At 74.2% G+C, this 26027-nt stretch carries 23 protein-coding genes and 1 riboswitch; of the genes, 9 read left to right on the top strand and 14 right to left on the bottom strand.

Annotated elements, in window-relative coordinates; translation table 11 throughout:
• Nucleotides 1-88: 88 nt before the first annotated feature.
• Together AC4IJH_RS16735 and AC4IJH_RS16730 are read right to left on the bottom strand one after the other, a co-directional pair.
• Complete coding sequence (locus AC4IJH_RS16735; protein ID WP_490852530.1) at nt 89-1090, bottom strand: bile acid:sodium symporter family protein; 1002 nt, start codon at nt 1088-1090, stop codon at nt 89-91.
• A gap of 182 nt (nt 1091-1272) precedes the next feature.
• On the bottom strand, nt 1273-1896 hold the full coding sequence (locus AC4IJH_RS16730; RefSeq protein ID WP_490852505.1) for a TetR/AcrR family transcriptional regulator: 624 nt from the start codon (nt 1894-1896) through the stop codon (nt 1273-1275).
• A gap of 65 nt (nt 1897-1961) precedes the next feature.
• Between AC4IJH_RS16730 and AC4IJH_RS16725 the strand changes: the two genes are divergently transcribed.
• On the top strand, nt 1962-2477 hold the full coding sequence (locus AC4IJH_RS16725; protein WP_490852504.1) for a DUF1453 domain-containing protein: 516 nt from the start codon (nt 1962-1964) through the stop codon (nt 2475-2477).
• Nucleotides 2478-2682: 205 nt separating this feature from the next.
• On the top strand, nt 2683-3963 hold the full coding sequence (locus AC4IJH_RS16720; RefSeq protein WP_490852503.1) for an SCO1860 family LAETG-anchored protein: 1281 nt from the start codon (nt 2683-2685) through the stop codon (nt 3961-3963).
• Nucleotides 3964-4136: 173 nt separating this feature from the next.
• Here the strand turns inward: AC4IJH_RS16720 and cobC are convergent, their stop codons facing one another.
• Nucleotides 4137-5783, bottom strand: coding sequence for an Rv2231c family histidinol phosphate aminotransferase CobC (gene cobC / locus AC4IJH_RS16715; protein ID WP_490852502.1), 1647 nt, complete (start codon nt 5781-5783; stop codon nt 4137-4139).
• Nucleotides 5784-5868: 85 nt separating this feature from the next.
• Here cobC and AC4IJH_RS16710 point away from each other — a divergent pair, with 85 nt between their 5' ends.
• Nucleotides 5869-6594, top strand: coding sequence for a ZIP family metal transporter (locus AC4IJH_RS16710; RefSeq protein ID WP_490852501.1), 726 nt, complete (start codon nt 5869-5871; stop codon nt 6592-6594).
• A gap of 35 nt (nt 6595-6629) precedes the next feature.
• On the opposite strand, the gene AC4IJH_RS16705 is transcribed toward AC4IJH_RS16710, so the two are convergent.
• From AC4IJH_RS16705 to AC4IJH_RS16665, 9 genes are all read right to left on the bottom strand, one after another.
• The gene (locus tag AC4IJH_RS16705; protein ID WP_490852500.1) at nt 6630-7415 is read right to left on the bottom strand and encodes a VOC family protein; all 786 of its coding nucleotides are present in this window, start codon (nt 7413-7415) and stop codon (nt 6630-6632) included.
• Nucleotides 7412-8842 carry a cobyrinic acid a,c-diamide synthase CobB gene (locus AC4IJH_RS16700; RefSeq protein ID WP_490852499.1) on the bottom strand — a complete coding sequence of 477 codons (1431 nt, stop codon included), beginning with the start codon at nt 8840-8842 and terminating at the stop codon, nt 7412-7414. The genes AC4IJH_RS16705 and AC4IJH_RS16700 overlap by 4 nt, the downstream gene beginning before the upstream one ends.
• The gene (cobO, locus tag AC4IJH_RS16695) at nt 8839-9435 is read right to left on the bottom strand and encodes a cob(I)yrinic acid a,c-diamide adenosyltransferase (protein WP_490852498.1); all 597 of its coding nucleotides are present in this window, start codon (nt 9433-9435) and stop codon (nt 8839-8841) included. Before cobO ends, AC4IJH_RS16700 begins: the two co-directional genes overlap by 4 nt.
• Nucleotides 9435-11558 carry a putative cobaltochelatase gene (locus AC4IJH_RS16690; RefSeq protein ID WP_490852497.1) on the bottom strand — a complete coding sequence of 708 codons (2124 nt, stop codon included), beginning with the start codon at nt 11556-11558 and terminating at the stop codon, nt 9435-9437. Before AC4IJH_RS16690 ends, cobO begins: the two co-directional genes overlap by 1 nt.
• Nucleotides 11559-11639: 81 nt before the next feature.
• Entirely contained in the window at nt 11640-13202 is a 1563-nt protein-coding gene (locus tag AC4IJH_RS16685; protein WP_490852496.1) for a cobyric acid synthase, read from the bottom strand.
• 88 nt (nt 13203-13290) lie between these two features.
• Nucleotides 13291-14304, bottom strand: coding sequence for a cobalamin biosynthesis protein (locus AC4IJH_RS16680; RefSeq protein WP_490852495.1), 1014 nt, complete (start codon nt 14302-14304; stop codon nt 13291-13293).
• Between the two features lie 135 nt (nt 14305-14439).
• Nucleotides 14440-14639, bottom strand: a riboswitch (cobalamin riboswitch).
• 170 nt (nt 14640-14809) lie between these two features.
• Entirely contained in the window at nt 14810-15040 is a 231-nt protein-coding gene (locus tag AC4IJH_RS16675) for a hypothetical protein (protein WP_490852494.1), read from the bottom strand.
• A gap of 39 nt (nt 15041-15079) precedes the next feature.
• On the bottom strand, nt 15080-16327 hold the full coding sequence (locus tag AC4IJH_RS16670) for an inorganic phosphate transporter (RefSeq protein ID WP_490852493.1): 1248 nt from the start codon (nt 16325-16327) through the stop codon (nt 15080-15082).
• 139 nt (nt 16328-16466) lie between these two features.
• A complete protein-coding gene (locus AC4IJH_RS16665) occupies nt 16467-17231 on the bottom strand; it encodes a lysozyme (RefSeq protein WP_490852492.1) in 765 nt (254 codons plus the stop codon).
• 239 nt (nt 17232-17470) lie between these two features.
• On the opposite strand from AC4IJH_RS16665, the gene AC4IJH_RS16660 reads away from it, so the two are divergent.
• From AC4IJH_RS16660 to AC4IJH_RS16650, 3 genes are all read left to right on the top strand, one after another.
• Complete coding sequence (locus AC4IJH_RS16660) at nt 17471-18124, top strand: class II aldolase/adducin family protein (RefSeq protein ID WP_490852491.1); 654 nt, start codon at nt 17471-17473, stop codon at nt 18122-18124.
• 79 nt (nt 18125-18203) lie between these two features.
• A complete protein-coding gene (locus tag AC4IJH_RS16655; protein WP_490852490.1) occupies nt 18204-19331 on the top strand; it encodes an alpha/beta hydrolase in 1128 nt (375 codons plus the stop codon).
• Between the two features lie 391 nt (nt 19332-19722).
• A complete protein-coding gene (locus AC4IJH_RS16650; RefSeq protein WP_490852489.1) occupies nt 19723-21171 on the top strand; it encodes a hypothetical protein in 1449 nt (482 codons plus the stop codon).
• Between the two features lie 36 nt (nt 21172-21207).
• On the opposite strand, the gene AC4IJH_RS16645 is transcribed toward AC4IJH_RS16650, so the two are convergent.
• Both AC4IJH_RS16645 and ypfJ read right to left on the bottom strand, forming a co-directional pair.
• Entirely contained in the window at nt 21208-21636 is a 429-nt protein-coding gene (locus AC4IJH_RS16645) for a VOC family protein (protein ID WP_490852488.1), read from the bottom strand.
• 127 nt (nt 21637-21763) lie between these two features.
• Nucleotides 21764-22654 carry a KPN_02809 family neutral zinc metallopeptidase gene (gene ypfJ / locus AC4IJH_RS16640; RefSeq protein WP_490852487.1) on the bottom strand — a complete coding sequence of 297 codons (891 nt, stop codon included), beginning with the start codon at nt 22652-22654 and terminating at the stop codon, nt 21764-21766.
• 259 nt (nt 22655-22913) lie between these two features.
• Here ypfJ and AC4IJH_RS16635 point away from each other — a divergent pair, with 259 nt between their 5' ends.
• The 3 genes from AC4IJH_RS16635 to AC4IJH_RS16625 all read left to right on the top strand — a co-directional run bounded on the left by AC4IJH_RS16635 (nt 22914) and on the right by AC4IJH_RS16625 (nt 25986).
• Nucleotides 22914-23672 (top strand): hypothetical protein, encoded by a 759-nt coding sequence (locus tag AC4IJH_RS16635; protein WP_490852486.1) that lies wholly within the window; start codon nt 22914-22916, stop codon nt 23670-23672.
• Between the two features lie 110 nt (nt 23673-23782).
• Nucleotides 23783-25381 carry an ABC-F family ATP-binding cassette domain-containing protein gene (locus AC4IJH_RS16630; protein ID WP_490852485.1) on the top strand — a complete coding sequence of 533 codons (1599 nt, stop codon included), beginning with the start codon at nt 23783-23785 and terminating at the stop codon, nt 25379-25381.
• Between the two features lie 383 nt (nt 25382-25764).
• On the top strand, nt 25765-25986 hold the full coding sequence (locus tag AC4IJH_RS16625) for a helix-turn-helix domain-containing protein (RefSeq protein ID WP_030021347.1): 222 nt from the start codon (nt 25765-25767) through the stop codon (nt 25984-25986).
• The last annotated feature ends 41 nt before the right edge of the window (nt 25987-26027 follow it).

Here is a 26027-nt window from a genome sequence, read left to right as displayed (position 1 = left end):
TGGTGGGTGGTGAAAAGGCAGGTAGGTGGACCCATCTCGCGTCAGGGGCCGGGGCAGTTGGTTGGGGCGCGGGGAACGGCGCAAGCTTTTAGGGGCGCGGGGAACTGCGCGAACGGCCACCGGCGGCCCGCAGCCGACGCATCGAGTCCGGCCGCCCCGGCCCCACCCCGCGCCGCCGCGCCATCCACGCGGCAACCACCGCCCCGGAGACGTTGTGCCAGACGGAGAACACGGCGGCGGGCAGTGCCGCGGCGGGGCTGAAGTGCGCCGTGGCCAGCGACGCCGCGAGACCGGAGTTCTGCATGCCGACCTCGAAGGCCATCGCCCGGCTCGCCGGCGCGCCGAGATGGGCCAGCCGCCCGGACGCGTAACCCAGCGCGAGCCCCAGCCCGTTGTGCAGGACGACCGCCAACAGCACCAGCGCCGCCGCGTCCTTGATGCGCGCGGCGCTGCCCGAGACGACGACCAGCACGATGGCGGCGATGGTGACGGCGGAGATCCACGGCAGCGCCCGTAGCGCCTTGTCGACATAGCGGCCCGCGAGGGTACGGACCACCAGCCCGGCGATCACCGGCAGCAGCACCGTCTTGAGGATGTCGCCCACCATGGCCCCCGCGTCGACGTCCAGGAACTGCCCGGCCAGCAGCAGCGTCAGCGGGGGAGTGATGAGCGGGGCCAGGAGCGTGGAGACGGTGGCGACGGAGACGGAGAGCGCGACGTCCCCGCGGGCCAGGTAGGTCACGACGTTGGAGGCGGTGCCGCTGGGGGCGCAGCCGACCAGGATCACACCGGCCGCGAGCTGCGGCGGCAGGTCCAGCGCGGTCGCGATCAGCCAGCCCAGGCCCGGCATGATCACGTAGTGCGCGACCAGGCCCAGGCCCACCGCCCAGGGCCGCTTGGCCACCGCTGCGAAGTCCGGCGGGGTGAGGGTGAGTCCCATGGAGAACATCACCACGCCGAGCAGCCAGGGCACCGCGGGTGCCCAGCCGGTGAAGTTCGACGGCCACAGCAGGCCGACCACTCCGGCGGCGATCACCAGCAGCGGGAAGAGCGTGACGGCGCGGCGGGCCGCGCGGTCGGAGGAGGGCAGCTCGGACGGGGGCGGCGCGGCGGGCGCGTCGCTGTCCGGCGACGGCCCTGTGGCTATCGGGCCGTCGCCGGCCCGCTCGGCGCTGTGGCGCGAAGGCTTGGTCGACACGGCGGCACCCTAACCGCCGTCTCCCTGTACGGGACAACTGATTTCGTATGGCGGACAGAGGTGGGCGGGCGGTGTCAGTTCCGCTCGGGTCGTGCCAGGCCGTCTAGGTGGCGGCGGAGGGCCGTTCGCATCGTCTCGGGCGTGACCCGCTCCGGCCACAGCGCCGCCTGGAGCGCGAGTCCGTCCAGCAGCGCGTACAGCCGTACGCTCTCGACCTCGACGTCCAGATCCTCGGCCAGCCCGCCGGCCCGGCGCATCTCCGTGAGCACATGCGTGGTCAGGCCCAGCATGCCGTCGTACAACTCCTGTGCGCGGGGGCGCAGTTCGGGGCGTGTGCGGGAGGCGGTGGTGAACGCCAGCCACAGGACGGTCTCCTCGCGGCGCGTCTTGTCGAGCGGCAGGAACTCGGCGAGCAGCTCCTCCGTGCCGGCCCGGCGATCGGTGCCGCCGGCCGGGTCCAGGATCCGCTCGGCGTGGCCGCGGATGCGTTCCTCGACGCGGCGTGACATCTCGTCCATCGCGAAGAGCACCAGCTCGGTGTGGCCTGCGAAGTAGTGGCGGACCGAACCGATGGCCAGTCCCGCCTCCTCGGCGACGTTGCGCAGTGAGGCGTGCTCCAGGCCCTCCCGTGCGATGACGCGCAGCGCGGCTTCGGCCACGGCCCGGCGGCGGGCCTCGGGGTCGACGATCTTCGGCATGTTGTCTTTTATAGCACGGGCGCGCTAAATTGATTTTTTAGCACGGCCGAGCCATAAAAAGGGGTGTGGAAGTGAACGGATGGCTGCTCGCGGCGATCATCGCTGTCGTTGTCGTCGTGGTGGTGATCAAGCGGCTCCGGGGGGAGCCGGTCAATCTCCGTGAACTGCTGGCGACGCCCGTCATCCTCATCGGAGTTGGGGTCATGTCCCTGGTCAAGGCCGAGGATGTCGTCGGTGCCGACTACGCCTGGGCCGTTCCCGGTGCCGTCCTGGGCCTCGTGCTCGGTGCGGCGCGCGGTGCCACGGTCCAACTCTTCGAAAAGGGAGGAGTGTTGTGGCAGCGCTACGTCGCCCGGACCTTCCTCGTCGTCCTGGCCTCGCTGGTCGTCGTGGGCGGATACGGCGTCCTCGCCGTGAAGATGGGCATGCACGAGAGCGCCCGGCCCGCGCAGCTGAACATCGGCATCAGCTTCCTCGGCGAGGCGCTGATGGTCGCCTGGCGCGGCCGTGCCACCGGGCTGCCGTTCGCCCCGCGGAGCGCCGGTCCGCTCGACAGGCTCGACGAAATCATCCGCCGCTGAGGGGGCGGGTGGGGCGCGGGCGTAGTGGTGTGCCGCAGGAATCGAAAGCGGGCGCGGAAATAGCCCGATGGGATGAACTCGCCTCTCGTGGCTGACCGTTGGTGCCCGGTGTGGACACGATGTGCGGGTCGAGGTCGTCGGCGTGCGTGATGTCCCCCATGGGCGCCGCCGGCGGCTCCATTCCACTTGTGGGGGTTCCACTCACGTGTCCACCAGCTCCACCGCCGCCTCCTTCGGCATGCCCGCACGCCGCCGCGCCCCTGGCTGCCGCCTGGCCGCTACCCTCGCGGCTTCGGTCCTCGCGGCCGGACCCGGGGCCCTGTGCGCGGCCTCGCCCGCGTCCGCGATCGGCGGCGGCAGTACCGGCTCCGAGGGGCGCTCCGGCGCGGTCGTCCTGCGTACGACCCTGGACGTGGGCCTGCTGAACAAGGCCGTGAGCGTCCCGCTGAAGGCCACGCTCAACGAGGTCAACGCGCCTGCGAGTGCGGGCGGTACGGCACTGACCGTCAATGTCGACAGTGTCGACCGGGGCAGGCCGCTGAGTGTGCTGCGCGCGCAGGTGGCCACCGCGCGGGCCACGGCCGACGGGCGTACGGCCGAGGGGCGTGTCGAGGTGGCCCGCGCCACGGTCCACGTCCCCGGGCTGCCGGGGCTCCCCCTCGTCGAGGTGGCGAAGGTGACCTCCCACGCCGTCTGTGCGGCGGGCCGTCGGCCGCGCGCCGAGTCCAACGTGCTGGGCGCCGTGCGCGTACTGGGCAAGAAGGCCACTGTGAGCGCGGGCGGCACCACGAAGGTCGCGGTGCCCGGCGTCGGCGAGGTCCGCCTGGACCTGTCCCGGCGCACCACGACCCGCCTCGCCGCCGCGGCCACCGCCCTGGACCTCTCGGTCTCGGTCAACCCCCTCCACCTCAACGTCGCCCAGGTCTCGGGCCGCATCACCCTCGCCGAGTCCACCTGCTCGACGCCCTCGGCGCCGGGGGAGGGCGGTACGGGCGGCGGTACGGGAGGCAGCGGGGGTAACGGGCCGGGAGGCGGCGGCACTTCGGGCGGCTCGGGCGGCTCGGGGGGTGATGATGGTGCCGGGGACTCCGGTGGGTCCGGTGGTGCGAACGGCTCGGGTGGCTCGGGTGGGGCGAACTCTTCGGCTGGTTCGGGCGGTTCGGCGGGCTCGTCCGGTTCCGGGGGCCCGGGTGCGTCCAGTGGCTCGGGTGGGTCCGAGGGGCCGAACGGTGCTTCCTCCAGCGGAACTTCGGCCGGAACCGGCTCCAGCAGCGGCGGCGCAGCCCGTCCCCCCGCTGCCGCCGGCACGGAGGTACGAGCCCAGACCGCCCGTAACGCCCGTACGGGAGACCTGGCGGAAACCGGCAGCGGGACGTCCATGCCCTACCTCCTGGGCGGCGCCGCACTGGCGATCGCGGCGGGCGCCGCCTCACTCGCGCTCTCCCGCCGACGCCGGGCACCCGTACGCCACGAAGGCCGCGAGTGACGAGCCCGCAGACTCCGTGCGCTGCGCCGGTGCCGTGGGGGCGCCGGCGCGGCGCACGGTTCGATGCGGCCGTGCCCCCAAAGGGGCGCGGGGAACTGCGCGACCGGCCACGACGCGCCCGCAGAGCCCCGCCCTTCGCGCGGACGGTTGCAGACGCGGGCTGCTGGGGGCGGCTACGCCTCCAGCGCCCGCCCCAGCGCGACCGCGAAGCGGTCCGTCGTGGCGCGGTCCCGTACGGCCAGCCGGAGCCACTCCGGGCCCAGGCCCGGGAACGTGTCGCCGCGCCGGGCCGCGAAGCCCAGGGCCCGCAGGCGCTCGCGTACGGCGGCGGCCTGTGCCACCCGGATCAGGACGAACGGCCCGGCGGCCGGGCCCGCGACCCGGATCTGTTCGAACTCGCCCAGCCGGGACAGGAGATGGGCACGGTCGGCGGCGATGGCCTCGGCCGCCGCCGCGGCCTCCGCGAGCGCGGCGGGCGCGCTGCACGCCTCGGCCGCGGCCAGCGCGGGCGCCGAGACCGGCCACAGCGGCTGCGCCCGCGCCAGGTCCGCGATCGTCCCGGGCGCGGCGAGGACATACCCGATGCGCAGCCCGGCCAGGCCCCAGGTCTTGGTGAGGCTGCGCAGCACGACCAGGCCGGGCAGGTCCGTGCGCGAGGCCAGCGACTCGTGTTCGCCGGGGACCGCGTCCAAGAAGGCCTCGTCCACGACCAGGGTGCGGCCGGGGCGCGCCAGCCGGGCTATCCCCTCGGCGGGGTGGAGGACGGAGGTGGGGTTGGTCGGGTTGCCGATGACGACCAGGTCGGCGTCCTCGGGCACGGCGCCCGGCGTCAGCCGGAAGCCGTCCCGCTCGGCGAGCAGCACCCGCGCCACCTCGTGTCCCGCGTCGCGCAGCGCGGCCTCGGGCTCGGTGAACTGCGGGTGCACCACGACAGGGCGGCGGGCCCGCACGGCACGTGCGATCAGCACGAAGGCCTCCGCGGCGCCCGCCGTGAGCAGTACATGATCGTCCGGGAGGCCGTGCCGGACGGCGACCGCGTGCCGGGCCGCCCGCCCGTCGGGGTAGGCGGCGAGCGTGTCGAGCGAGGCGGCGATGCGGGCCTTGAGCCAGGCCGGGGGAGTGCCGGACCGGACGTTGACCGCCAGATCGGTCAGTCCGGCGGTACCCCGCACCTCGGCGTCGCCGTGGTGCCGCAGGTCCGGTTCGGGCGCGGTGTGCGGGGCCCGGGGCGGGCGGGCGCTGAGCGAGGTGTTCATCTCTGCCGTGGTGACCACAGCAACTCCTTGGTGCGTACGGGGAGATCGGGGAGATCGGGGAGCGAGGGCGAGGGCGCAGGTCGCCGTCGCCGGGCGGCCTGCGGGCGCCGACTTCCGCTTGCCCAGGACGAGTTCGCCGCCCGGGCCCGCGGCGGTGAGCGCGGCGGCCTCGGCGACACTCGGCGTCCCGGTGGCGGACAGCGGCGCCGCGGACGGCTGCGGCACCTCCACCGCGGCCAGTACGGCGGCCGGGTAGGTGCGCAGGGGGACGCCGAGCCGGGCCGCGGCCTCGACGAGCGCGGGCTCACCGGCCTTGGCGTCCAGCGTCGCCACCGCGCACACGGAGCGCGCGGTGCGCCCCGCCTCGGCGAGCGCGGCCTCGATCAGCGCGAAGACCTCCCCGGCCGGTGCCCCGCGACGTGCGCCGACACCGACGAAGAGCGCCTCGGCGAGGGCGCCTCGCTCGGCCACGGCGCCGGTCCCGGCCGAGCTGTCGATGCTGTCCGCGCCGTCCGCTCCGGCCGTCCCGCCGCCGGGCCGTCCGGTGAAGAGCTCAGCCGTCATCGCGACGGCTCCTCTCCCGGGCGGCGGGCGGGCGGCCGGGGGAGGGTGGAGGGGAGGGCGGGACCCTGCGGAAAGGGGTTGGACCGTGCCGGTGGCCATTGCGCTGGGCGCCTTGGTGATGACGCTGTTCGGCGGCTGGGTGGCGCACCGCGTCACCGACCGCCGGCATCTGATTCTGGGCCTGGCCGGCGGTCTGATGCTGGGCGTGGTCGGCCTGGACCTGCTGCCCGAGTCGCTGCACGCCGCGGGCCAGGAGGTCTTCGGCGTCCCCGCCGCCCTGCTCTGCTTCGTCCTGGGCTTCCTGGCCGCGCACGCGGTGGAACGGCTGCTCGCGGTCCGCAAGGCGGCCCACGGCATGGACCCGGACGAGCGGGTGCCGCAGGTCGGGCTCACGGCGGCGGCCGCGATGGTGGGCCACAGCGTCATGGACGGCTTCGCGATCGGCCTGGCCTACCAGGTCGGCCAGGACATGGCGGTGGCCGTGGCGCTGGCCGTCATCGCCCATGACTTCGCGGACGGCTTCAACACGTACACGATCACCAGCCTGTACGGGAACGCCCGGCGCAAGGCACTGGTGATGCTCGGCCTGGACGCCGTGGCCCCGGTCGTCGGCGCCGCCTCCACGCTGCTGTTCACTCTTCCGGAGCAGTGGCTCGGGATTTACCTGGGCTTTTTCGGCGGCGTACTGCTCTATCTCGCCACCTCCGACATCCTGCCGGAGGCGCACCACGACCACCCCGCCCTGTCCACGCTGGGCTGCACGGTGGCCGGGGTGGGCTTCATCTGGCTGGTGGTCGGCATCGCGAGCTGACGAGGCCGACGAGGGCGAAGAGGAAGCGGGGGAGGTCATGGCGCGCCGTCTCCCGGCCCCGCGAACAGGCCGTCGGAGAGCGTGACGGGGCCGTTCCTGCCCTCCAGTACGGCGGTGAGGGCGGGGGTCGCGGCCCGTACGACGGGCAGGGAGGCGCCCACCGCGGTGAGCCCGGCGCGTACGGACTCCGGGTCGGGGTGAGCGCCGCGGAAGGTGAGCAACGGCAGTGCGGGAAGGCCGCGCGCCGCCGGGTGCCGGGTGGTGCCCCAGTCGATCAGGAAGGGCACCGGACGGACCCCCGGTGCCGACGGTCCCGACGGTGCCGCGCCCAGAGGCGGGGTCAGTCGCCAGGACATGGACTGGCCGTCGGGGGTACGCCGGGCCATCGTGGCCGGTTCGCCGGGGTCGTAGCCCTGGGCTCGGGCGCTCGCCACGTGGTCGTCGATGCCCTGGACGCGTGCGGCCCAGTGGACCAGCCGCGGCCCGTTCAGCGCGTCGATCCCGAACCAGCGCGGCCCGTCCGGCGCGGGCTGCTCCGGGTCGGGGCCGACGATCTCCAGATAACCGCCGCCCGGTGAACCGTCCAGCCCGACAAGGAAGTTACGGGTTCCCCGGCCGGGGTGCGCACCGCCCGCCACCGGATCCACGCCGGTCAGCCGGGCGAACTCGGCAACCGTCCGCGCCACATCCGGCGTCGCCAGCACCAGATGGTCCAGCGCGGCCCCGCGATCCAGGGCGGCGCCACGATCCGGCGCGGCAGCGGAATCCGGCACGGCGCCGCCCGCGGCCCCCGCCGGGCGGCCCCCGCCCGCGGCGCTCATCGCGGTCCCTCCCGCAGCGCCGCGGCCGCGCGGTCGGTCAGCCGGCGGGCCAAGGACGGTTCGGCGGCCCAGTGGACGTGCAGATAGGAGGCGTGCACCGCGTCCTGTACGAAGCCCTCGACGCGGCGCTCGGGGCGGGTGAAGCCCCAGGCGGGCCGCTCGCCCGCGCCTGGCTCCAGGGCCGTGCGGTGGAACTCGTGGCCGCGCACGCGGGTGCCGGCCGCCGCCAGCGCGCTGTCGTGGACGGCCACCGCCTCCCGGTATCCGAGCGTGAGCCGCTCCGACATCCGGGCCTCGGCGGGCAGCACCCCGCACATCGGCTTGCCGTCGATCGACCGGGACAGATACAGCAGCCCGGCGCACTCGGCGGCCACCGGCGCTCCCGAGGCCGCCAGCGCGGCGACCTCCTTGCGCAGCGGCTCGTTCGCGGACAGCTCCGGTGCGTACACCTCGGGGAAGCCGCCGCCGATCACCAACCCGGCCGTCCCCGGCGGCAGTTGCTCGTCCCGCAGCGGGTCGAACACCGCCACGTCGGCGCCCGCCGCGGTCAGCAGCTCGGCGTGCTCGGCGTAGGAGAACGTGAACGCGGGGCCTCCGGCGACGGCCACCACGGGCCGAGCGCCGGGCCGTGCCCTCTCGCGCTCGCCGGGCACCTCCCGGCCCTGCCCGGCGGGGCCGCCCCCGCCGTCGATCTCTCCTTGCGCATCCCACGCCGGCCCCGGCAGATCCGGCGCGCCGCGCGCCACCGCGAGCAGCGCGTCCAGGTCGCAGCCGCTGCGGACCTGCTCGGCCAGCGCCCGTACCGACTCCACCGCCTCTGCCTGGCGCTCGGCGACCGGGACCAGGCCCAAGTGCCGCGACGGTGTGCGCACTTGGCGGACGCGGCGCAGCGCGCCCAGCACCGGGACGCCGGATTCGTCCAGCGCCTCGCGGAGCAGCTGCTCGTGCCGGTCCGAGGCGACCTTGTTGAGGATCACCCCGGCCAGCCGGACCTCGGGGTCCCAGGAGGCGAAGCCGTGCACCAGGGCCGCCACCGACCGCGACTGCGAGGAGCCGTCCACCACCAGGACGACGGGCGCCCGCAGCAGCTTGGAGACCTGGGCCGTGGAGGCCACGTCCCCCTGCCCCGCGGCGCCGTCGTACAGCCCCATCACGCCCTCGACGACCGCGAGGTCCGCGCCCGCCGCGCCGTGCAGGAACAGCGGGGCGATGCGATCCGGGCCGCAGAGGTAGGCGTCCAGATTGCGGCCGGGGCGCCCGGTGGCGAGGGCGTGATAGCCCGGGTCGATGTAGTCGGGGCCCACCTTGTGGGGGGAGACCGTGAGGCCGGCGGCGGCGAAGGCCGCCATCAGCCCCGTGGCGACGGTCGTCTTGCCGCTGCCCGAGGAAGGCGCGGCGATGACCAGCCGCGGCAGTCGTACGCTCACCACTCGATGCCCCGCTGGCCCTTCTGCCCCGCGTCCATCGGGTGCTTGACCTTGGTCATGTCGGTGACCAGATCCGCGAACTCGCACAGCTCCTGAGGGGCGTTGCGGCCGGTGATGACCACATGCTGGGTCCCGGGGCGGTCCCGCAGCACCGAGATCACCTCTTCGGTGTCCACCCAGCCCCAGTGCATCGGATAGGCGAACTCGTCCAGCACGTAGAGCTTGTAGGTCTCCGCGGCGATGTCCCGCTTGACCTGCTCCCACCCCTCGCGGGCCGCCTCCTCGCTGGAGGCGATGTCGCGCTGGACCCACGACCAGCCCTCGCCCATCTTGTGCCATGCGACGGTCCCCCCTTCGCCGGTCTGGCCGAGGACGCGCAGCGCGCGCTCCTCACCGACCTTCCACTTCGCCGACTTCACGAACTGGAATACACCGACCGGCCACCCTTGGTTCCATGCCCGCAGCGCGAGCCCGAAGGCCGCGGTGGACTTCCCCTTGCCGGTTCCGGTGTGCACGAAGACCAGCGGCCGGTTGCGGCGCTGGCGAGTGGTGAGACCGTCGTCCGGTACGACGGCCGGCTGTCCCTGCGGCATTACGCGGCCCTCCGATTGCCCGGGTTGCCCCGGTTGTCGCGGTTACTTCCCTGAACAGTGCGTACGAGCGCCGAGACGCTGTCGGCCCGCAGCTCGTCGAGCGTGACGGCACTGCCGTGCAGCTCGCGGGCCAGCTCACCGGCCAGCCCCAGCCGTACGGGCCCGGCCTCGCAGTCCACGACCACCGACGCCGTCCCCTCCGAGGCCAGCAGCCGCGCCGCCCGGGTGGCCCGGCCGAACGCGTCCGGGCCGCCGGTCGCCCGCCCGTCGGTGACGACCACCAGCAGCGGCCGCCGCGAGGGGTCGCGCATCCGCTCCACCCGCAGCACCTCATGGGCCTTGAGCAGCCCGGCGGACAGCGGCGTACGCCCGCCCGTCGGCAGCTTCTCCAGCCGCGCGGCCCCCGCCTCCACCGACGAGGTCGGGGGCAGCGCCACCTCGGCCGCCGACCCCCGGAACGTGATCATGCCGATCTTGTCGCGCCGCTGATAGGCGTCCAGCAGCAGCGAGAGCACCGCGCCCTTGACCGCGCTCATCCGCTTGCGCGCCGCCATCGACCCGGACGCGTCCACGGCGAACAGGACGAGATTTCCCTCCCGCCCCTCGCGCACCGCCTCGCGCAGATCGTCCCGGCGCACCACCAGGCCCGTGCCGTGCCGCCCGCGCGCCTTCTGGTGCGGCGCCGCGGCCTGCACGGTGGCGGCCAGGTGTAGCTTGCCCAGCGTGCCGTGCGGACGCCGCGCCCCGGTCGTACGGCCGTGTGCGGTACGGGCCCTGGAGCGCCGCCCGTCGGCGCCCTCGCCCAGCCCGGGCACGTCCAGACGCCGCGTCGTGAAGGGCTCGGCGGAGCCCACGGCGGCCTGCTCGCGGCCGCCCTGCCCGGCAGGCGTGGGGCCGGAGGCCTCGGACGGGTCGGCGTCGGGCGTCTCGCCCCGCGCGTCCTGCGGCCCCGCGGGCTCCTCCTGCCCCTGCTGGTGCGGGAGTTCGGGCTGCGGGGACTGCGGCGTCCGCCCGTCGTCGGGGCCGTCACCGGGACCGCCGCCGGGGCCGCCCTCGGGCCCGCCGTCCGGCCCGTCCGGCTCGGGATCGTCGTCCCCGCCGAACTCCTCCAGCGTCTGGTCGAGCTTGTCCTCGTCCAGGCCCGGCGCGTCGAAGGGGTTGCGCCGCCGCCGGTGCGGCAGCGCCAGCAGCGCGGCCTGCCGTACGTCCTCGGCCAGCACCTCCGTGCGCCCCGCCCACGCCGCCAGAGCGGTCGCGGTGCGCGCCATCACGATGTCCGCGCGCATCCCGTCCACCTCGAAGGCGGCGCAGGTCGCGGCGATCTGACGCAGCGCGGCGTCCCCCAGCTCGACGGCGGGCAGCAACTGGCGCGCCGCCGCGATGCGTTCGCGCAGCGCGCCCTCCTCCGCCGCCCACCGCGCGGCGAAAGAAGCGGGGTCGGCGTCGTACCCGAGGCGGCGGCGCACCACCTCCACCCGCTGGTCGGGCTCCCGGGAGGCCGCCACCTCCACCGTCAGCCCGAAGCGGTCCAGCAACTGCGGCCGCAGCTCGCCCTCTTCGGGGTTCATGGTGCCCACGAGCAGGAAGCGGGCCGCGTGGCGTACGGAGACGCCCTCGCGCTCCACATAGGAGGCGCCCATGGCGGCCGCGTCCAGCAGCAGGTCCACGAGGTGGTCGTGCAGCAGGTTGACCTCGTCGACGTAGAGGATGCCGCGGTGCGCGTCGGCGAGCAGGCCCGGCTCGAAGGCCTTCACGCCCTCCGACAGCGCCCGTTCGATGTCCAGCGCGCCCACCAGGCGGTCCTCGGAGGCGCCGACGGGCAGCTCGACCATGCGGGTGGGACGGCTCTCCAGGCCCGCGACCTCGTGCGGCCCGTCCGGGCAGGAGGGGTCCGGCGCGGCCGGATCACAGGCGAACCGGCATCCGGAGACCACGTCGACATCGGGCATCAGGGCCGAAAGGGCGCGCACCGCCGTGGACTTGGCGGTGCCTTTCTCACCCCGTACGAGCACGCCGCCCACGGCCGGCGAGACGGCGTTCAGCAGCAGCGCCAGCCGCAGGTCGTCCATGCCGACGATCGCGGTGAAGGGGTACTGCGGGGTCGTTTTGTCAGCGGTGGTCATGCCTCGTCGTCCTCCAGGTCGCGCAGGTCATGCAGGTCACACACATCACGCTGGTCATACACATCACGCGGGCAGCGCAGCTCACGGCGCCCCCGGCGGCACGAACGGCAGCCCCTGGGGCACCCCGTCCTCGATCAGCCGCAGCAGCGCCCCGGTGTCCGCGTGCTCCTCGATCAAGTCGCCGAGCCGGTCCAGCTGCTCCTCGCGCAGCGCCCCGAAGCTGGTGTCCGGCGCCGGGACGAAGGCCCGCCCCGCATCCGCCGCCACCTGCCGCAGGAACGCCCGTCTGAACCCGTCGCTCTCCAGCGACCCGTGCCAGTGCGTGCCCCATACGGACCCGACCCGGCAGCCGTCCAGAGCGCGCCCCCGCTCGTCACGGAAGAACGTCTCCCCACCGAGGACCTCGGCCACTCCGTGGTGGATCTCGTACCCCTGCACCGGCTCGCCCAGCGCCTCACCGGCCGGCCGCGCGAGGGTCTTCTGTGCCGCGAACCGTACGCGTACGGGCAGCAGCCCCAGGCCGTCCACGGCGCCCGCCCGCGACTCGACCTCGTCCTCGATCAGCTCGCCCAGCATCTGGAACCCGCCGCAGATCCCCAGCACCGGGCGCCCCTCGGCGGCCCGCCGCGCCACGGCGTCGGCCAGCCCGCGCTCGCGCAGCCACCGCAGGGCGCGCACCGTGCCGCGGGTGCCGGGCAGCACCACCAGGTCCGCGTCCGCCAGCTCCTCGGCGCGGTCCACGAAGCGCACCACCACGCCCGGTTCGGCCGCCAGCGCGTCCACGTCCGTGAAGTTGGACATCAGCGGTACGGCGGCGACCGCGACCCGCAGGACGTCCGCGCCGTGCGGCGGCGCCACCACGCTCTCGCGCACCGCGCCGCGCAGCGAGACCCGCAGCCCGTCCTCCTCGTCGATGCCCAGCCCGTGCTGGAAGGGCAGCACGCCCAGCGTCGGCCGCCCGCTCAGCTGCCGCATCATCTCCAGCCCGGGCTCCAGCAGCGTCACATCGCCCCGGAACTTGTTGACGAGATACCCCGCCACCAGCGCCTGGTCCTCCTTGGACAGCAGCGCCGTGGTCCCGAAGAACGACGCGAAGACCCCGCCGCGGTCGATGTCGCCGACGACCACGACCGGGATGCGGGCGGCCCGCGCGATGCCCATGTTCACGATGTCGGTACGGCGCAGATTGATCTCGGCGGGGCTGCCGGCGCCCTCGCAGATCACCGCGTCGTGCGTGCGCCGCAGCTCGGCCAGGCACTCGGTGACCGTGTCCAGCAGCTTCTCCTGCCGCCCGCTGTGGTAGCCGCGCGCGCTCAGCTCGCCCACCGGCTTGCCCATCAGCACCACCTGGCTGCTGCGGTCGCTGCCCGGCTTGAGGAGCACGGGGTTCATCAGGGCGCTGGGCTCCACGCGCGCCGCGGCCGCCTGCATGGCCTGCGCCCGGCCGATCTCCGCGCCCTGGCGGGTCACGAACGAGTTCAGCGACATGTTCTGCGCCTTGAAGGGCGCCACCCGCACGCCCTGGCGCACCAGCCAGCGGCAGATCCCCGCGGTGACCACGCTCTTGCCCGCGTCGGACGTGGTGCCGGCGACCAACAGCCCACCGCCGAGCGCCCCTTGCGCCCCCTTGCCGCGTCCGTTCACGCCACTCTCCTCGTCTGTACGGGCACCGGGGCGCCGTCCTCGATCCATCCGCCCGCCGGGGCGCCGCTGTTCCACCCGGACCGGGCACTCACTCCGGCCTCCGCAGAGCCGTACGCGAACCCGCCGTACGCGAACCGGCCGTACGCGAACGGCCGTTACGCGAGAGGGCCGCGCCCACCGCCAGCCGCCCCGCCACGGTCACCGCCAGCGCCAGCGCACCGACCCGGCGCGAGAGCCGTACCGCGCGCTCGATGTCCGCCACCTGCACGGGCCGCGCCGAGCCGTTGAGCACCGGCCGGTGCTCGATCCGGGTGCCGTACGCCAGCGTGCCGCCGAGCCGTACCCCCAGCGCGCCCGCGAACGCGGCCTCCACCGGGCCCGCGTTGGGGCTGGGGTGGCGCCCGCCGTCCTCGCGCCAGGCCCGCCACGCGCCGCGCCGGTCCGGCCCGGCCAGCGTCGCCAGCGCGGCCGTCAGCCGTGCGCCGGGCCAGCCGAAGACGTCGTCGGTACGGGCCGAGGCCCAGCCGAAGCGCCGGTAGCGCGCGGACTTGTGACCCACCATCGCGTCCAGGGTGTTGACGGCCCGGAAGCACACCAGCCCGGGAACCGCGGCCACGGCGCCCCACACCAGCGCGCCCACCACGGCGTCCGAGGTGTTCTCCGCCACCGACTCCACCACGGCACGGGCGATCTGCTGCTGGTCCAGCGAGCGCGGGTCGCGCCCGCACAGGTGCGGCAGCCGCTCCCGCGCCACGGCCACATCTCCCGCTTCCAGGGCGCCGCCGATCGCCCGCGCCTCGCGGCCCAGGGACGTACCGCCGAGGACGGACCAGGTGGCGGCGGCGGTCAGTGCGACGGCGGCGGGGGTACGGCCGCGCGCGGCACGGGCCAGCAGCGCGGCACCGGCCGCGGCGCCGCCCGCGCACAGCACGGCGTGCACGGCCCCGCGGCCGCGGTCGTCGCGCCACAGCCCGCGCTCGACGGCCGCGGCGGCCCGCCCGAACGCGGCCACCGGGTGGCCGCGCCTGGGGTCGCCCGCGATCAGGTCGCCGAGAAAGCCGAGGGCCGCGCCGCACGCGTAAGTGGCGTGTTCGGCAGGCATCGGATCAGACCGCCGCGCCTCGAAGAAGGGCCGGCAGAGCGGGGGAGAGGGGGGTGTGCGGCGCACGGCGCGCCAGGGTTCTCGAACTGCGGCCCGGCATGGCGGTATGTCCTCACTCAGGGTCCGCGCCCTGGCTCGACGTGACCGGCGACGAGAGTCTCCTGGCTCCCCGGATCGGCGCCGCCCCCGGCCTTCCAGCCCGTAATACGGCACGGGCCGTGACCTTCGTTGGAGGAGCGCTCCCCGGTGACAGTGGCGGGACCGCGCCGGATTCTCACCGGACTTCCTCATCTGTCGCCGAATGGCTCCGGCAGTCCACCACGCGCCGCGAATGCCCGTCAACTCACCGTTGACCTGCGGCGCAGTCCCGTCACACCGGCTGTGGCCAAAGCCACAGGGCGGCAGTGGGGGCACGCGCCAGGCGCCCGGCGCACACGGCTGCTGCCGTGCGCTTCCGGGCGCCTGGTCCAAGCGGTTTGCGCGGGGCGCGGGAGGGGGCCGGCCGTCAGCCGGCCACGATCAGGTAGATCCCGTACGCCACCGCCGCCGCGCACAGCGCGAAGCAGGCGTACGCGCCGATACGGGCCGGCGCGGAGGCGGCGACCGCCTCGCCGGTCTCCTGCTGCGGCTTGCGGGACGTACCGACGATGCCGAGGGTGAACAGGCCCACGATCCCGACCGTCACCAGGAGGCTGACGCCGAAGACCTGGCCCAGAGCTGCCCAGTCGATGTGCATGGTTGAGTTTCCTTCTGGCTCTTGGCTGCGCCGGGAGCGTCAGCCCGTGGCCGTCGCGGCGGCCTTGGCGCGCGCCGCGGGGGCGGGCTCGGACGGGCTGTCGGCCACCGGGGCCGCGGCACCGGCCGGCGGCGGGGCGACGGTCTGCAGCGCGGCGGTGACCACGCCCACCGGCTCGTCGGCCGGCACCTCGTTGACGTTGGTGTGGTCCACCGGCTTGCGGCGCGAGGCCAGCCAGATGGCACCGCAGGCGATCACGGCCAGCACGGCCACCGTCGCCACGCCCCAGTCGCCCTGTCCCGCCAGGTAGGCGGCGGCCGCCGCGACCAGACCCGCGGCCGGCAGCGTCAGGCCCCAGGCGATGACCATGCGGCCCGCCGTGGACCAGCGCACCACGCCGCCCTTGCGGCCCAGCCCGGAGCCCATGACCGAGCCCGAGCAGACCTGGGTGGTGGAGAGCGCGAAGCCGAGGTGGGAGGAGGCCAGGATGGTGGCGGCGGCGCCGGTCTGGGCGGCGAAGCCCTGCGGCGGCTGGATGTCGGTGATGCCCTTGCCCATCGTGCGGATGATCCGCCAGCCGCCCAGGTACGTACCGAGCGCGATGGCGATACCGGCCGAGGCGATGACCCACATCGGCGGGTCGGCCTGCGGGGCGAGCACCCCGCCGGTGATCAGCGCGAGGGTGATCACACCCATCGTCTTCTGGGCGTCGTTGGTGCCGTGGGCCAGGGAGACCAGCGCGGCCGAGGCGATCTGGCCGGAGCGGTAGCCCTTGGCGGTCTCCGCCTCGTCCCGGCCCCGGGCCAGGCGGTAGGTCAGGCGGGTGGCGGCCATCGCGGCCAGACCGGCGACGATCGGCGCGAACACGGCCGGGATGAGGACCTTCATCACCACGGCGCTGCCGTTGACGCCGTCGGTGCCCACCGACACCAGGGTGGCGCCGATCAGGCCGCCGAAGAGGGCGTGCGAGGAGCTGGAGGGCAGCCCGGCGAGCCAGGTCAGCAGGTTCCAGACGATGGCGCCGACCAGACCGGCGAAGATCACTTCAGGTCTGATCCCGGCGGTCTCGTCGATGATTCCCCCGGAGATGGTCTTGGCGACCTCCACGGACAGGAATGCGCCGACGAGGTTGAGGACCGCCGACATCGCCACCGCTGTCTTGGGCTTGAGCGCCCCGGTGGAAATGGTGGTGGCCATCGCGTTGGCCGTGTCGTGGAAGCCGTTCGTAAAGTCGAACACCAAGGCCGTGACGATCACGATCCCGATGAGAAGCGTGATGTGTTCCATTCACCCAGGCAATCAGTTCGATGGGCAGTGACGCACGGGACCGTACGGACGATGGGTGAACGGAAGGTGAACTGGGACGGGCGCGGCGGTGACGCCCCCGCCGAGTTCGTGCGGAGGCGCCGCCGCGATCACCGGACGTTCACCCTCTGGCGAACCGCCTCAGCTCTCGCATCGAGCCGTTCCACTGGTTCTGGTCACCCGGCAGCGAGCCCCCGTTGTCGTACTGCCAGATGCTGTGGAAGTCCCAGCCGCCGGGCAGCGGGCCCGGCGAGCTGTGCCAGTTGGCCAGCCACAGCGGGTGGTGGTTCGCGAAGGAGCGGGCGCCGCCGGTGCAGCCGTTCCACCACCGCGTCGTGGTGTAGATCACGGGCCGCCGGCCCGTCTGGCGCTTCACCTCGTCGCTGAAGTCCCAGATCCAGCGCACCAGCCGCTTCTTGCTCATGCTGAAGCACGGGTGCTTCTTGTCGTACGGGTTGTGCTCGATGTCCAGGGCGGGCGGCAGCGTCCGGCCGTCGCCCGTCCAGCGGCCCCCGTTGCGCAGGAAGTAGCGGGCCTGGGCGGTGCCCGAGGACTGGCTGGGCACCGCGAAGTGGTACGCGCCGCGCAGCAGGCCCGCCTCGCGCGAGCCGTTGTACTGCTGGTCGAAGTAGGGGTTGCGGTAGGTGTCGGACTCGGTGGCTTTCACGTACACGAACCGCGCCCCGGCGGCCCGCGCGCCGGACCAGTCCACATTCTTCTGGTGTGAAGAGACGTCATGGCCGCGAGGCTTGCCCGCGGCCGAGGCGGAAGTGGCCGGAATTGCGGTGAGGGCGGTTGTGCCGAGTGCGGCGACGGCGACGGAGAGCGTGATCATCCGGCGGCGTCGGCGGCGGGAACGTGGGGACGGTGTGCTGTCACGAGCCATATTTCCCCCCAATGGCGACGTGCATGACAAATTTTCCAGAGGGTACTGGAAGATCCCCGGAAGACGGACGATCCCCGGCCAATGTGGAACACCCGCTCATGTATCCCGATATGGAGCAATACCGGAGGGATCAGATCCGGCCTCCCGTCGCCTCTGGGACGCGGCCCCCGGCTGCCCGTACGGTGACGGCCACCGGCCGCGCCGTACCCGCCGCGCCGCCCCGGACAGGAAGGCACCGCATGACGGACCCCGCAGCCCTCGCCAGCGCCTGGCAGGACCTCGTCACCACCGCCCGCCGCACGGTCGCCGACGGCCTGGTCGTCGGCACCTCGGGCAATGTGTCCGTCCGCGTGGGGGACCTCGTCCTGGTCACCCCCAGCGGCGTCCCCTACGACCGGCTGGGCCCCGGCGACCTGACCGCCGTGGACCTTGAAGGGCGCCCGGCCGCCGGCGCGCTGACGCCGACCAGCGAGCTCCCCATGCACCTGGCCGTCTACCGCACCACCGACGCCGCCGCCGTCGTCCACACCCACGCCGTGCACGCCACCGCGGTCTCCGCCCTCGTCCCCGAACTCCCGCCCGTCCACTACATGGCGGGCGCCCTCGGCGGCCCGGTCCGCGTCGCCCCCTACGCCCTGTACGGCACCGACGAACTGGCCGCGCACATGCTCCACGCACTGCGCGACCGCACCGGCTGCCTGCTGCGCAACCACGGCACCCTGACCTACGGCGACACCCTGGACCAGGCCTACGACCGCACCGCCCAGTTGGAGTGGATGTGCCGGCTGTGGCTCACCGCCTCCTGCGTACCCGGCCACGCGCCGTCCCTGCTGAGCCCCGAACAGATCGAGGCCGCCGGCGACAAACTGCGCGGCTACGGCCAGCCGCGCTGACCCCGCCGCGCCCCGGCGCCGTCACCCGGCCGCTGCCGCCCACTGGCCCCGGGCGCCCCGCCTCCCCACACTGAGGAGGATGCGCATGGGTACCGCGGCGGCCGCTGCCGCCACCACCGTGATCGGTGCCGGCGCGGCCGCGGTGGCGGTCGGCCGGTACGCCAGCGACATTGCCCTGAAACCGTCCCCCGACCGGCCCCTGCCGGGTGACTGCCGCCTCACGGTTCACTCCACGGCCGCCGGGCGGGTCACCCTCACGCGCGCGCTGGCGTCCCTGCGCCCCGGCACCTACGGGCTCACCGGCGCGGGCTGCCACGCCGTCCTGGGACCGCTGCTGGACAACACCCCGCACCCCGCCGACACCGTCGTACGCCGCCTGGAGCGGGTCACCCACGGCACGCTCCAGCCCGGCGCCCGGATGCGCATCACCCCCCAGGTCCACATCGGCAACCCGCGCGACGCCCTCGGCATCAGCTGCGCCGACGTCGACATCCCCGGTGAACTGGGCGCGCTGCCCGCCTGGTTCGTCCCCGGCGTGCGCGATACCTGGGTGATCACCGTGCACGGCCTGGGCACCACCCGCGAGCACCCGATGGTGGTCCTGCCCTTCCTGCACCGTCAGCGGCTCCCCGTCCTGGACATCGCCTACCGCAACGACCCCGGCGCCCCGCACACCGCCGACGGCATCAGCCACCTCGGCGACTCCGAGTGGCGCGACCTGGACGCCGCGATCCGCTACGCCATGCGCTACGGCGCCCGCAAGGTGATCCTGCACGGCTGGTCCACCGGCGCCACGATGGCCCTGCACGCCGCCGCCAACTCCGCGCTGCGCGAGCGCATCAGCGGCCTCGTCCTGGACTCCCCGGTCCTGGACTGGCAGGCCACCGTCCGCGCGCTGGCCGCCGCCCGCCGCACCCCGCGCCCGCTGCTGCCGCTGGCCGTACGGGCCGCCGAGGGCAGCACAGGGCTGCACTCCGACCGCCTCACCGAGGCCGGCGACCCCGGCCTCCTGGCCGTCCCCACCCTGCTGTTCCACGGCCCCGAGGACACCGTGGCCCCCTGGGCCGCCTCGCGTGAACTGGCCGCCCGCCGCCCGGACCTGATCACCCTTCACCCGGTCCCGCACGCCCCGCACGCCGCCATGTGGAACGCGAACCCGGCCGGTTACGAAGAGGCCCTGCGGCGCTTCCTGACGCCGCTGATGTAGCCGCGGCACACCCGCCTTCTTTCGCGGCCTCGCGTCCGCGGGGCGCTCGGGAGGGCGTACGTGCCCGCGTACGGGACCTGACCCACACGGCCGGCCGTACGGGCCCGGCGTCCGGCCCGGCTCACGGGCCCGTGGACGGGGGCCGGTACGCGCCGCACCTGGGGGTCCGTGCCCGTCCCGGGGCGCGGCACGGTGGGGGCGGACCGGCGGGGCGGACCGGCGCCGGACGGGGCGCGAGGCCCGCCCGCGCTCGCACGGGACGCTCCCGCACCCCCCGTACCCGCGAATGTCCCGCGGATGAAGGGCAGGCGGCCACCGGCACCCGCCGCCTGGAATGCGCAGAGCGGGTTCCGATTGGGTTTTCGGGCCGTCAGCAGCAAGACTGCTCCTTGTGACGTCCCGTACTCCGCGCGACTCCCGGCTCCGACTCGTCCCCCGTCAACCCATTGCCGCCGCCCGCCGGGCGGTGCGCACCCGGGCTGCCCGACCGGCGCCCCGCCCGCCAGAGGGCACTCCACCGCCCGCCGAACTCGCACGGCAGGCACGCGAGGGTCTGGCCTCGTCCGTACGGCTCGCCCGCTGGGCCGACGGCGCCGGGCTGCGGGCCCGCGAGGACGGCGCACTGCCCGACACCGCCGCTGATCACGCCGCGGCCGCACTGGGGTTGACGGCCCGCCAGGTCCGTACGGACTGGGACCGCGCCCGGCTCGCGGGGCTCGTCGAACTGCACGGCGGGGCGGCCCGCCCCGGCTGGCGGCTGCGCGCCTGGGACCGCGACGACGCGGCCGCGCTGCGCGGCTGGGTCGCGCTCTTCGACGCCTGGTCCCTGGCCCTGCCCGCGCCCTCCGGCGCCGGCCTGACCGCGGTCGGCGAAGTGGTCGAGGCCGTACCGCAGTTGCTGTCCCTGCTGCACCTGTCCGCCGGGCCGGTCCGGCTGCCCGTCCTGCTGGACATGCTGGAGCAGCGGGTCGCCGAACTGCGCACCGAGCGCTGCGAGGTGCCCTACTGCCAGGAGCCCGCAGACCCCGCAGTCCCCGCCGGCACCCACGGCGCTCCCGCGCCGGACGGCACCGTGAGCGACGGCGCGGGGGCGTCGCTGACCGCGCTCCTGGACTGGGCACTGGACGGCCTGGCGGCCGTCGGCGCGCTCGTCCTGGGCGACGGCGGCGAGCGCGGAGCGCCCGAGGACCGCGAGGCCCAGCTCACCCCCCTCGGCAACTGGTCGGTGTGGGTCAAGCTGGAACAGATCTGCGTCGCCGCCCAGAGCCCGGCGGGCAACATCGAGCAGGCCGCCGAGGCGATGCTGCGCGGCTGCGCCGATCTGACCCCCGGCCCGGCCCGCGCCGAATACCGCGCCTGGCTGGCCGCCCGCCCGGTCGGCAGCGCCGTCGGCGAGCTGCTGGAGGTCGCCCGCGGCGACGACGCGCTGCTGCGCGGCCTGGCCTTCGAAGCGCTGCGCGCGGTCGGCGCCCCCGCCGAGCCCGCCGTACGCGCCGCCTCCGACGAACCGGGCCTGAGGCCCTACGCCCTGCTGTGGCTCGTCGAGCACGAGGGCGGCGACCCGGAGACCGCCCCGGACGTGCTCACCCGCGAGGAGTCGACCTGGCTGTGGGTGGACACCGCGGCGGCCGTCGCCGACCACGGCGAGAGCAGTCTGCTGGTGCGCCACCTCGACTCGGCCGTCCAGGGCTCGGTGCCGCGCCTCCTGGAGGAGGTACGCGCCGTCGGGCACCCCCGTACCGTGCAGGTCCTGGTCGCGCTGGCCGCGGCCCACCCCGACCCGGCACTGGCCAAGGCCGTGCGCCGGGCCGCCCTCCAGGTCCACACCGGCGGGGCCTGAGCCGCGCCGCCGGGACCGCGGACGGGCCGCCGGGTGTCAGCTCGCGGGGCGGCCGGGCGCGTAGGTGCCGAAGCTCCATATGTTGCCTTCGGCGTCGCGCGCCATGTAGTCCCGCGAGCCGTAGTCCTGGTCCGTGGGCGGCATCAGGATCTCCGCCCCGGCCCGCTCGGCCTGCTTGAAGTGCGCGTCGGCGTCCTCGACGACGACGTACACACCGGCCGGGCCGCCCTCGCCCATCGCGGTGTCGAAGGCCCCGCCGTCGCCCTTGGTGCCCAGCATCACCGTGCCGTTGCCGTAGGACAGTTCGGCGTGCAGCACCGTGCCGTCCTCGGCCTTGTAGACCGCGCCCCTGACGAACCCGAAGGCCTCGGTCAGCTGCTCGATCGCCGCCCTCGCGTCCCGGTAGCGAAGCGTCGGACAGACCGAGGGTGCGCTCTTTTCCGTACCGGCTGCCGCGTTGGTCATCACGCTCACCGTTCCTCTCCGCCGGTGCGGACACCGGCGATTCGAGATCTGTGTCACAGTCTGCCAGCGGCGTCTGACAACGCCCTCTGACCTGGTCGTATCGCTCGCCGTCCCACCCGCCGCCCGCTCAGCCGAAGGTGTCGCAGCGCGCCATGTCGCCGGAGCGGTACCCCGTGGAGAACCACTGGCGGCGCTGGTCGGCCGAGCCGTGCGTCCAGTTCTCCGGCGTGATTCGGCCCTGGAACTTCTCCTGGATCCGGTCGTCGCCCACCGCCGCCGCGGCGCTGAGCCCGTCCTGGATGTCGGCCTCGGTGAGCCGGGTGATCAGCGGCCGCCCCGTGGAGCGCTGCGGGGTGCTGGTGGCGTGCCGCGCCCACACCCCGGCGTAGCAGTCGGCCTGCAGCTCGACCCGGACGGCGTTGCTGTTCGCGCCCTGCCGCCCGTCCTGGGCGCGGCCGAGCGTGCCCATCAGGTTCTGCACGTGGTGCCCGTACTCGTGCGCGACCACGTACGCCTGCGCGAACGGCCCGCCACTGGCCCCGAACGTCGTCCGCAGCTCGTCGAAGAACCCCAGGTCCAGATAGACCTTGCGGTCGCCGGGGCAGTAGAAGGGCCCGACCGCCGAGGTCGCCGAGCCGCACGCGGTCCCCACCCGCTGCGCGAAGAAGACCGTCGGCGCCTGCTGATAGCCGCCCCCGCGCCGCCGGAACTCCTGCTGCCAGAAGGCCTGGGCGCTGTTGACGACCGCCACGATGCGGCAGTCCTCCTTGGCGTTGGCGTCCTGCCCCGTACGGCAGTGCTGCTCGACCTGCCCGGCCGAGGAGGCGTACGCGTCCGGCGCCCGCCCGGAGTCCGACAGGCCCAGCTGGCCGGGGCCGATGCCGAAGAAGAGCCCCAGCGCGAGCGCGACCAGCCCGACCAGGCCGCCGCCGATGGTGTACCCGCCCCCGGGGACGCGGCTGCCGCGCACGTCCTGGACCTGCGAGGTGTCCAGATCGGCGTCGTCGTCGAACTGCATGGGCCCACCACCCTCTGTCGCGCGGCCGCTGCGTGACCGGCGCCGCGGGTTCCGGGCCGCCGTGTCCCCACAGCCCCATCCAGCCCCGCCGGCCGGACCGGTGCGACCCCGGGGGGCCGAACGGGCGAACCTGCCGCCCGTCCCCGCCGCGTCGCCCGGCCGCACCCCCCGGCCCGCCGGAGCCACGACTACGCTCGCCGACTGATCTGTGCCTGTTCGGGGCACTCCAGGAAATATCAGGAAACAAGGGGGGATGTACGTGGTCGTGTCACCCGCCGCGGGCCGCCGGGCCACCCGGCTGATCCTCCCCCTGGCCGCCGCCCTCCTCGCCCTGCCCCTGGCCACCGCCGCCCACCAGGCCCGCCCCGCTCCCTACGGCGACCGCCTCACCGTCGACGCGCCGGCCTCCGCGGCCGGACCGGCCGCGGACCGCATGCCGCCGCGCCTGGTCCCCTCCGGGCACGCCGTGCGCGCCTACGCCCCCGCCACCGGCGCACTGCGCTGGACCTACACCCGGGCGGGCCACCGCCCCCTGGCCACCCACAGCGCCCCGGGCCACGCCGTGGTGCTGTGGAGCGACGGCATGGTCACCGACGTCGGCCGCCTCCCGGGCCGTGCGGTGCGCTGGCACCGCGCCATCCCCGAGGCCGCCGGCTGGCTGCGGACCCCGGCCGCCCGCCGCGGCGCCGGCGTCCTGCAGCCCCTGGACGGCCGTACGCGGATGCTCGCCGTCGTCACCCCGCGCCGCATCGCCGCCTACCGCACCGCCGACGGCGATCTGCGCTGGGTGCTGCCCGCCCGCCCCGGCTGCGCCTTCGAGCCGTACCGCCACGCCCGCAGGGCCGCCGCCCTGCTCGTCGCACAGCCCTGCGCGGGCCGGGGCGGAGAGGGGGAACCGGTGCCCTGGAGCGCGCAGCTGGTGGCCATCGACGCCTTCGGCAGGATCGTCCCGCACCGCACGCCGCTGGGGAACGCCATCGGTGACCGTCCGGAAAAACTGGTTGCACGGCACCGCTAGACTGATTCCCATGGCTCTCATGGCAATTCTCCTCGCGCATTAGACGGCGTCGGCCGACCTCCTCCGTCTGTCCGCCCTGCCCGCCGTCCACCCCGCCCAGGAGTTTTTCCGTGATCACCGCTTCCGGCATCGAGCTGCGCGCCGGCGCCCGAGTCCTCATCGAGTCCGCGTCCTTCCGCATCGCCAAGGGCGACCGCATCGGCCTGGTCGGCCGCAACGGCGCGGGCAAGACCACCCTCACCAAGTGCCTCGCGGGCGAGGGCATCCCCGCGTCCGGCACCATCACCCGCTCCGGCGCGGTCGGCTATCTGCCGCAGGACCCGCGTACCGGCGACCTCGACGTGCTCGCCCGCGACCGCATCCTCTCCGCCCGCGGGCTGGACGAGGTGCTGCGCAAGATGCGCGAGAACGAGGACCGGATGTCCAACGGCAAGGGCGCCACCCGCGAAAAGGCGATGAAGAAGTACGAGCGCCTGGAGACGGAGTTCCTGACCAAGGGCGGGTACGCCGCCGAGGCGGAGGCCGCGACCATCGCCGCCAGCCTCGGCCTGCCCGACCGCATCCTGGCGCAGCCCCTGCACACGCTCTCCGGTGGTCAGCGCCGCCGCGTGGAGCTGGCCCGGATCCTGTTCTCGGACTCCGACACCCTGCTCCTGGACGAGCCCACCAACCACCTCGACGCCGACTCCATCGTCTGGCTGCGCGACTATCTCAAGACCTACCGCGGCGGCTTCATCGTCATCTCCCACGACGTCGACCTCGTCGAGACGGTCGTCAACAAGGTCTTCTACCTGGACGCCAACCGCTCCACGATCGACGTCTACAACATGGGCTGGAAGCTCTACCAGCAGCAGCGCGAGGCCGACGAGAAGCGCCGCAAGCGCGAGCGCGCCAACGCCGAGAAGAAGGCCGCGGCGCTGAACTCCCAGGCCGACAAGATGCGCGCCAAGGCCACCAAGACGGTCGCCGCGCAGAACATGGCCAAGCGCGCCGACAAGCTGCTCGCCGGTCTGGAGGCCGTACGCGCCTCCGACAAGGTCGCCAAGCTGCGCTTCCCCGAGCCCGCCCCCTGCGGCAAGACCCCGCTCACCGCCGAGGGCCTGTCGAAGTCCTACGGCTCGCTGGAGATCTTCACCGACGTCGACCTGGCCATCGACAAGGGCTCCCGCGTGGTCATCCTGGGCCTGAACGGCGCGGGCAAGACGACCCTGCTGCGGCTGCTGGCCGGCGCGGAGAAGCCCGACACCGGCGCGGTCACCCCCGGCCACGGCCTCAAGCTCGGCTACTACGCCCAGGAGCACGAGACGCTGGACCCGGACCGCACGGTCCTGGAGAACATGCGATCCTCCGCCCCCGACCTGGACCTGGTCGAGGTCCGCAAGACGCTGGGCTCCTTCCTCTTCTCCGGCGACGACGTCGACAAGCCCGCCGGGGTGCTTTCCGGCGGCGAGAAGACCCGGCTCGCGCTGGCCACCCTGGTCGTCTCCTCCGCCAACGTCCTGCTCCTGGACGAGCCCACCAACAACCTCGACCCCGCCAGCCGCGAGGAGATCCTCGGCGCGCTGCGCACGTACAAGGGCGCCGTGGTGCTGGTGACCCACGACGAGGGTGCGGTCGACGCCCTGGAGCCGGAGCGGATCATCCTGCTGCCGGACGGCGTGGAGGACCTGTGGGGCCCCGACTACGCGGACCTCGTCGCGCTGGCCTGACCTCTGTGGGGCGGGCCCGGGCCTTGTGGGCCGGGCCCTGACCCCTGCGCGCCCGGACTGATCAAGACCGTATGGATCATTCGGCCGACGCGTGATCCATCATCTGAGTGAGAACGGCTCGTACACCGGCGAGCCTCGCTGAACCGGCGCCGCCCCAGCCGCCCAGCCGTCACCTTTTCGGCCTTGCGCCTCCTGACCTGCCTCTTCTCGTTAACGACCGGTAACAACCGGTGTCTTTCCCGTGCGGAATATGGCATTCCGGTGTGTGGTGATCCATGACGGGCGCTCAACGATGTCTCACGGACCTTGCCGAATGGGTGGCCAGGAAGCGCGGGAGGGGTGATCATGAGAGTCCAGAGCGCACTTCCCATGAGGAGGCACGGGTGGCCGAGACTCTGAAGAAGGGCAGCCGGGTTACCGGCGCCGCGCGCGAGAAGCTCGCGGCAGACCTGAAGAAGAAGTACGACTCCGGTGCGAGCATCCGGGCGCTGGCCGAAGAGACCGGCCGCTCCTACGGCTTCGTACACCGGATGCTCAGCGAATCCGGCGTGACCCTGCGAGGTCGTGGCGGAGCCACGAGGGGCAAGAAAGCCGCATCCGCCTGACGAGGCGGATGTGACCTTGGGAGCCGACGGTGCCACCCGGT

This window comes from Streptomyces sp. UF-297, from assembly GCF_058245575.1.
Note: the sequence above shows the minus strand (reverse complement) of the source record. Positions and strands in the feature narration are given on the sequence as shown.

Coding starts and splice junctions, on each gene's coding strand:
- cobC (WP_490852502.1), bottom strand. CDS start 5,783: ATGACGGCTGAGCTCTTCACCGGACGGCCCGGCGGCGGGACGGCCGGA.
- AC4IJH_RS16660 (WP_490852491.1), top strand. CDS start 17,471: ATGACGGACCCCGCAGCCCTCGCCAGCGCCTGGCAGGACCTCGTCACC.
- AC4IJH_RS16670 (WP_490852493.1), bottom strand. CDS start 16,327: ATGGAACACATCACGCTTCTCATCGGGATCGTGATCGTCACGGCCTTG.
- AC4IJH_RS16705 (WP_490852500.1), bottom strand. CDS start 7,415: ATGAGCGCCGCGGGCGGGGGCCGCCCGGCGGGGGCCGCGGGCGGCGCC.
- cobO (WP_490852498.1), bottom strand. CDS start 9,435: ATGCCGCAGGGACAGCCGGCCGTCGTACCGGACGACGGTCTCACCACT.
- AC4IJH_RS16655 (WP_490852490.1), top strand. CDS start 18,204: ATGCGCATGGGTACCGCGGCGGCCGCTGCCGCCACCACCGTGATCGGT.
- AC4IJH_RS16690 (WP_490852497.1), bottom strand. CDS start 11,558: ATGACCACCGCTGACAAAACGACCCCGCAGTACCCCTTCACCGCGATC.
- ypfJ (WP_490852487.1), bottom strand. CDS start 22,654: ATGCAGTTCGACGACGACGCCGATCTGGACACCTCGCAGGTCCAGGAC.
- AC4IJH_RS16730 (WP_490852505.1), bottom strand. CDS start 1,896: ATGCCGAAGATCGTCGACCCCGAGGCCCGCCGCCGGGCCGTGGCCGAA.
- AC4IJH_RS16645 (WP_490852488.1), bottom strand. CDS start 21,636: ATGACCAACGCGGCAGCCGGTACGGAAAAGAGCGCACCCTCGGTCTGT.
- AC4IJH_RS16675 (WP_490852494.1), bottom strand. CDS start 15,040: ATGCACATCGACTGGGCAGCTCTGGGCCAGGTCTTCGGCGTCAGCCTC.
- AC4IJH_RS16665 (WP_490852492.1), bottom strand. CDS start 17,231: ATGGCTCGTGACAGCACACCGTCCCCACGTTCCCGCCGCCGACGCCGC.
- AC4IJH_RS16680 (WP_490852495.1), bottom strand. CDS start 14,304: ATGCCTGCCGAACACGCCACTTACGCGTGCGGCGCGGCCCTCGGCTTT.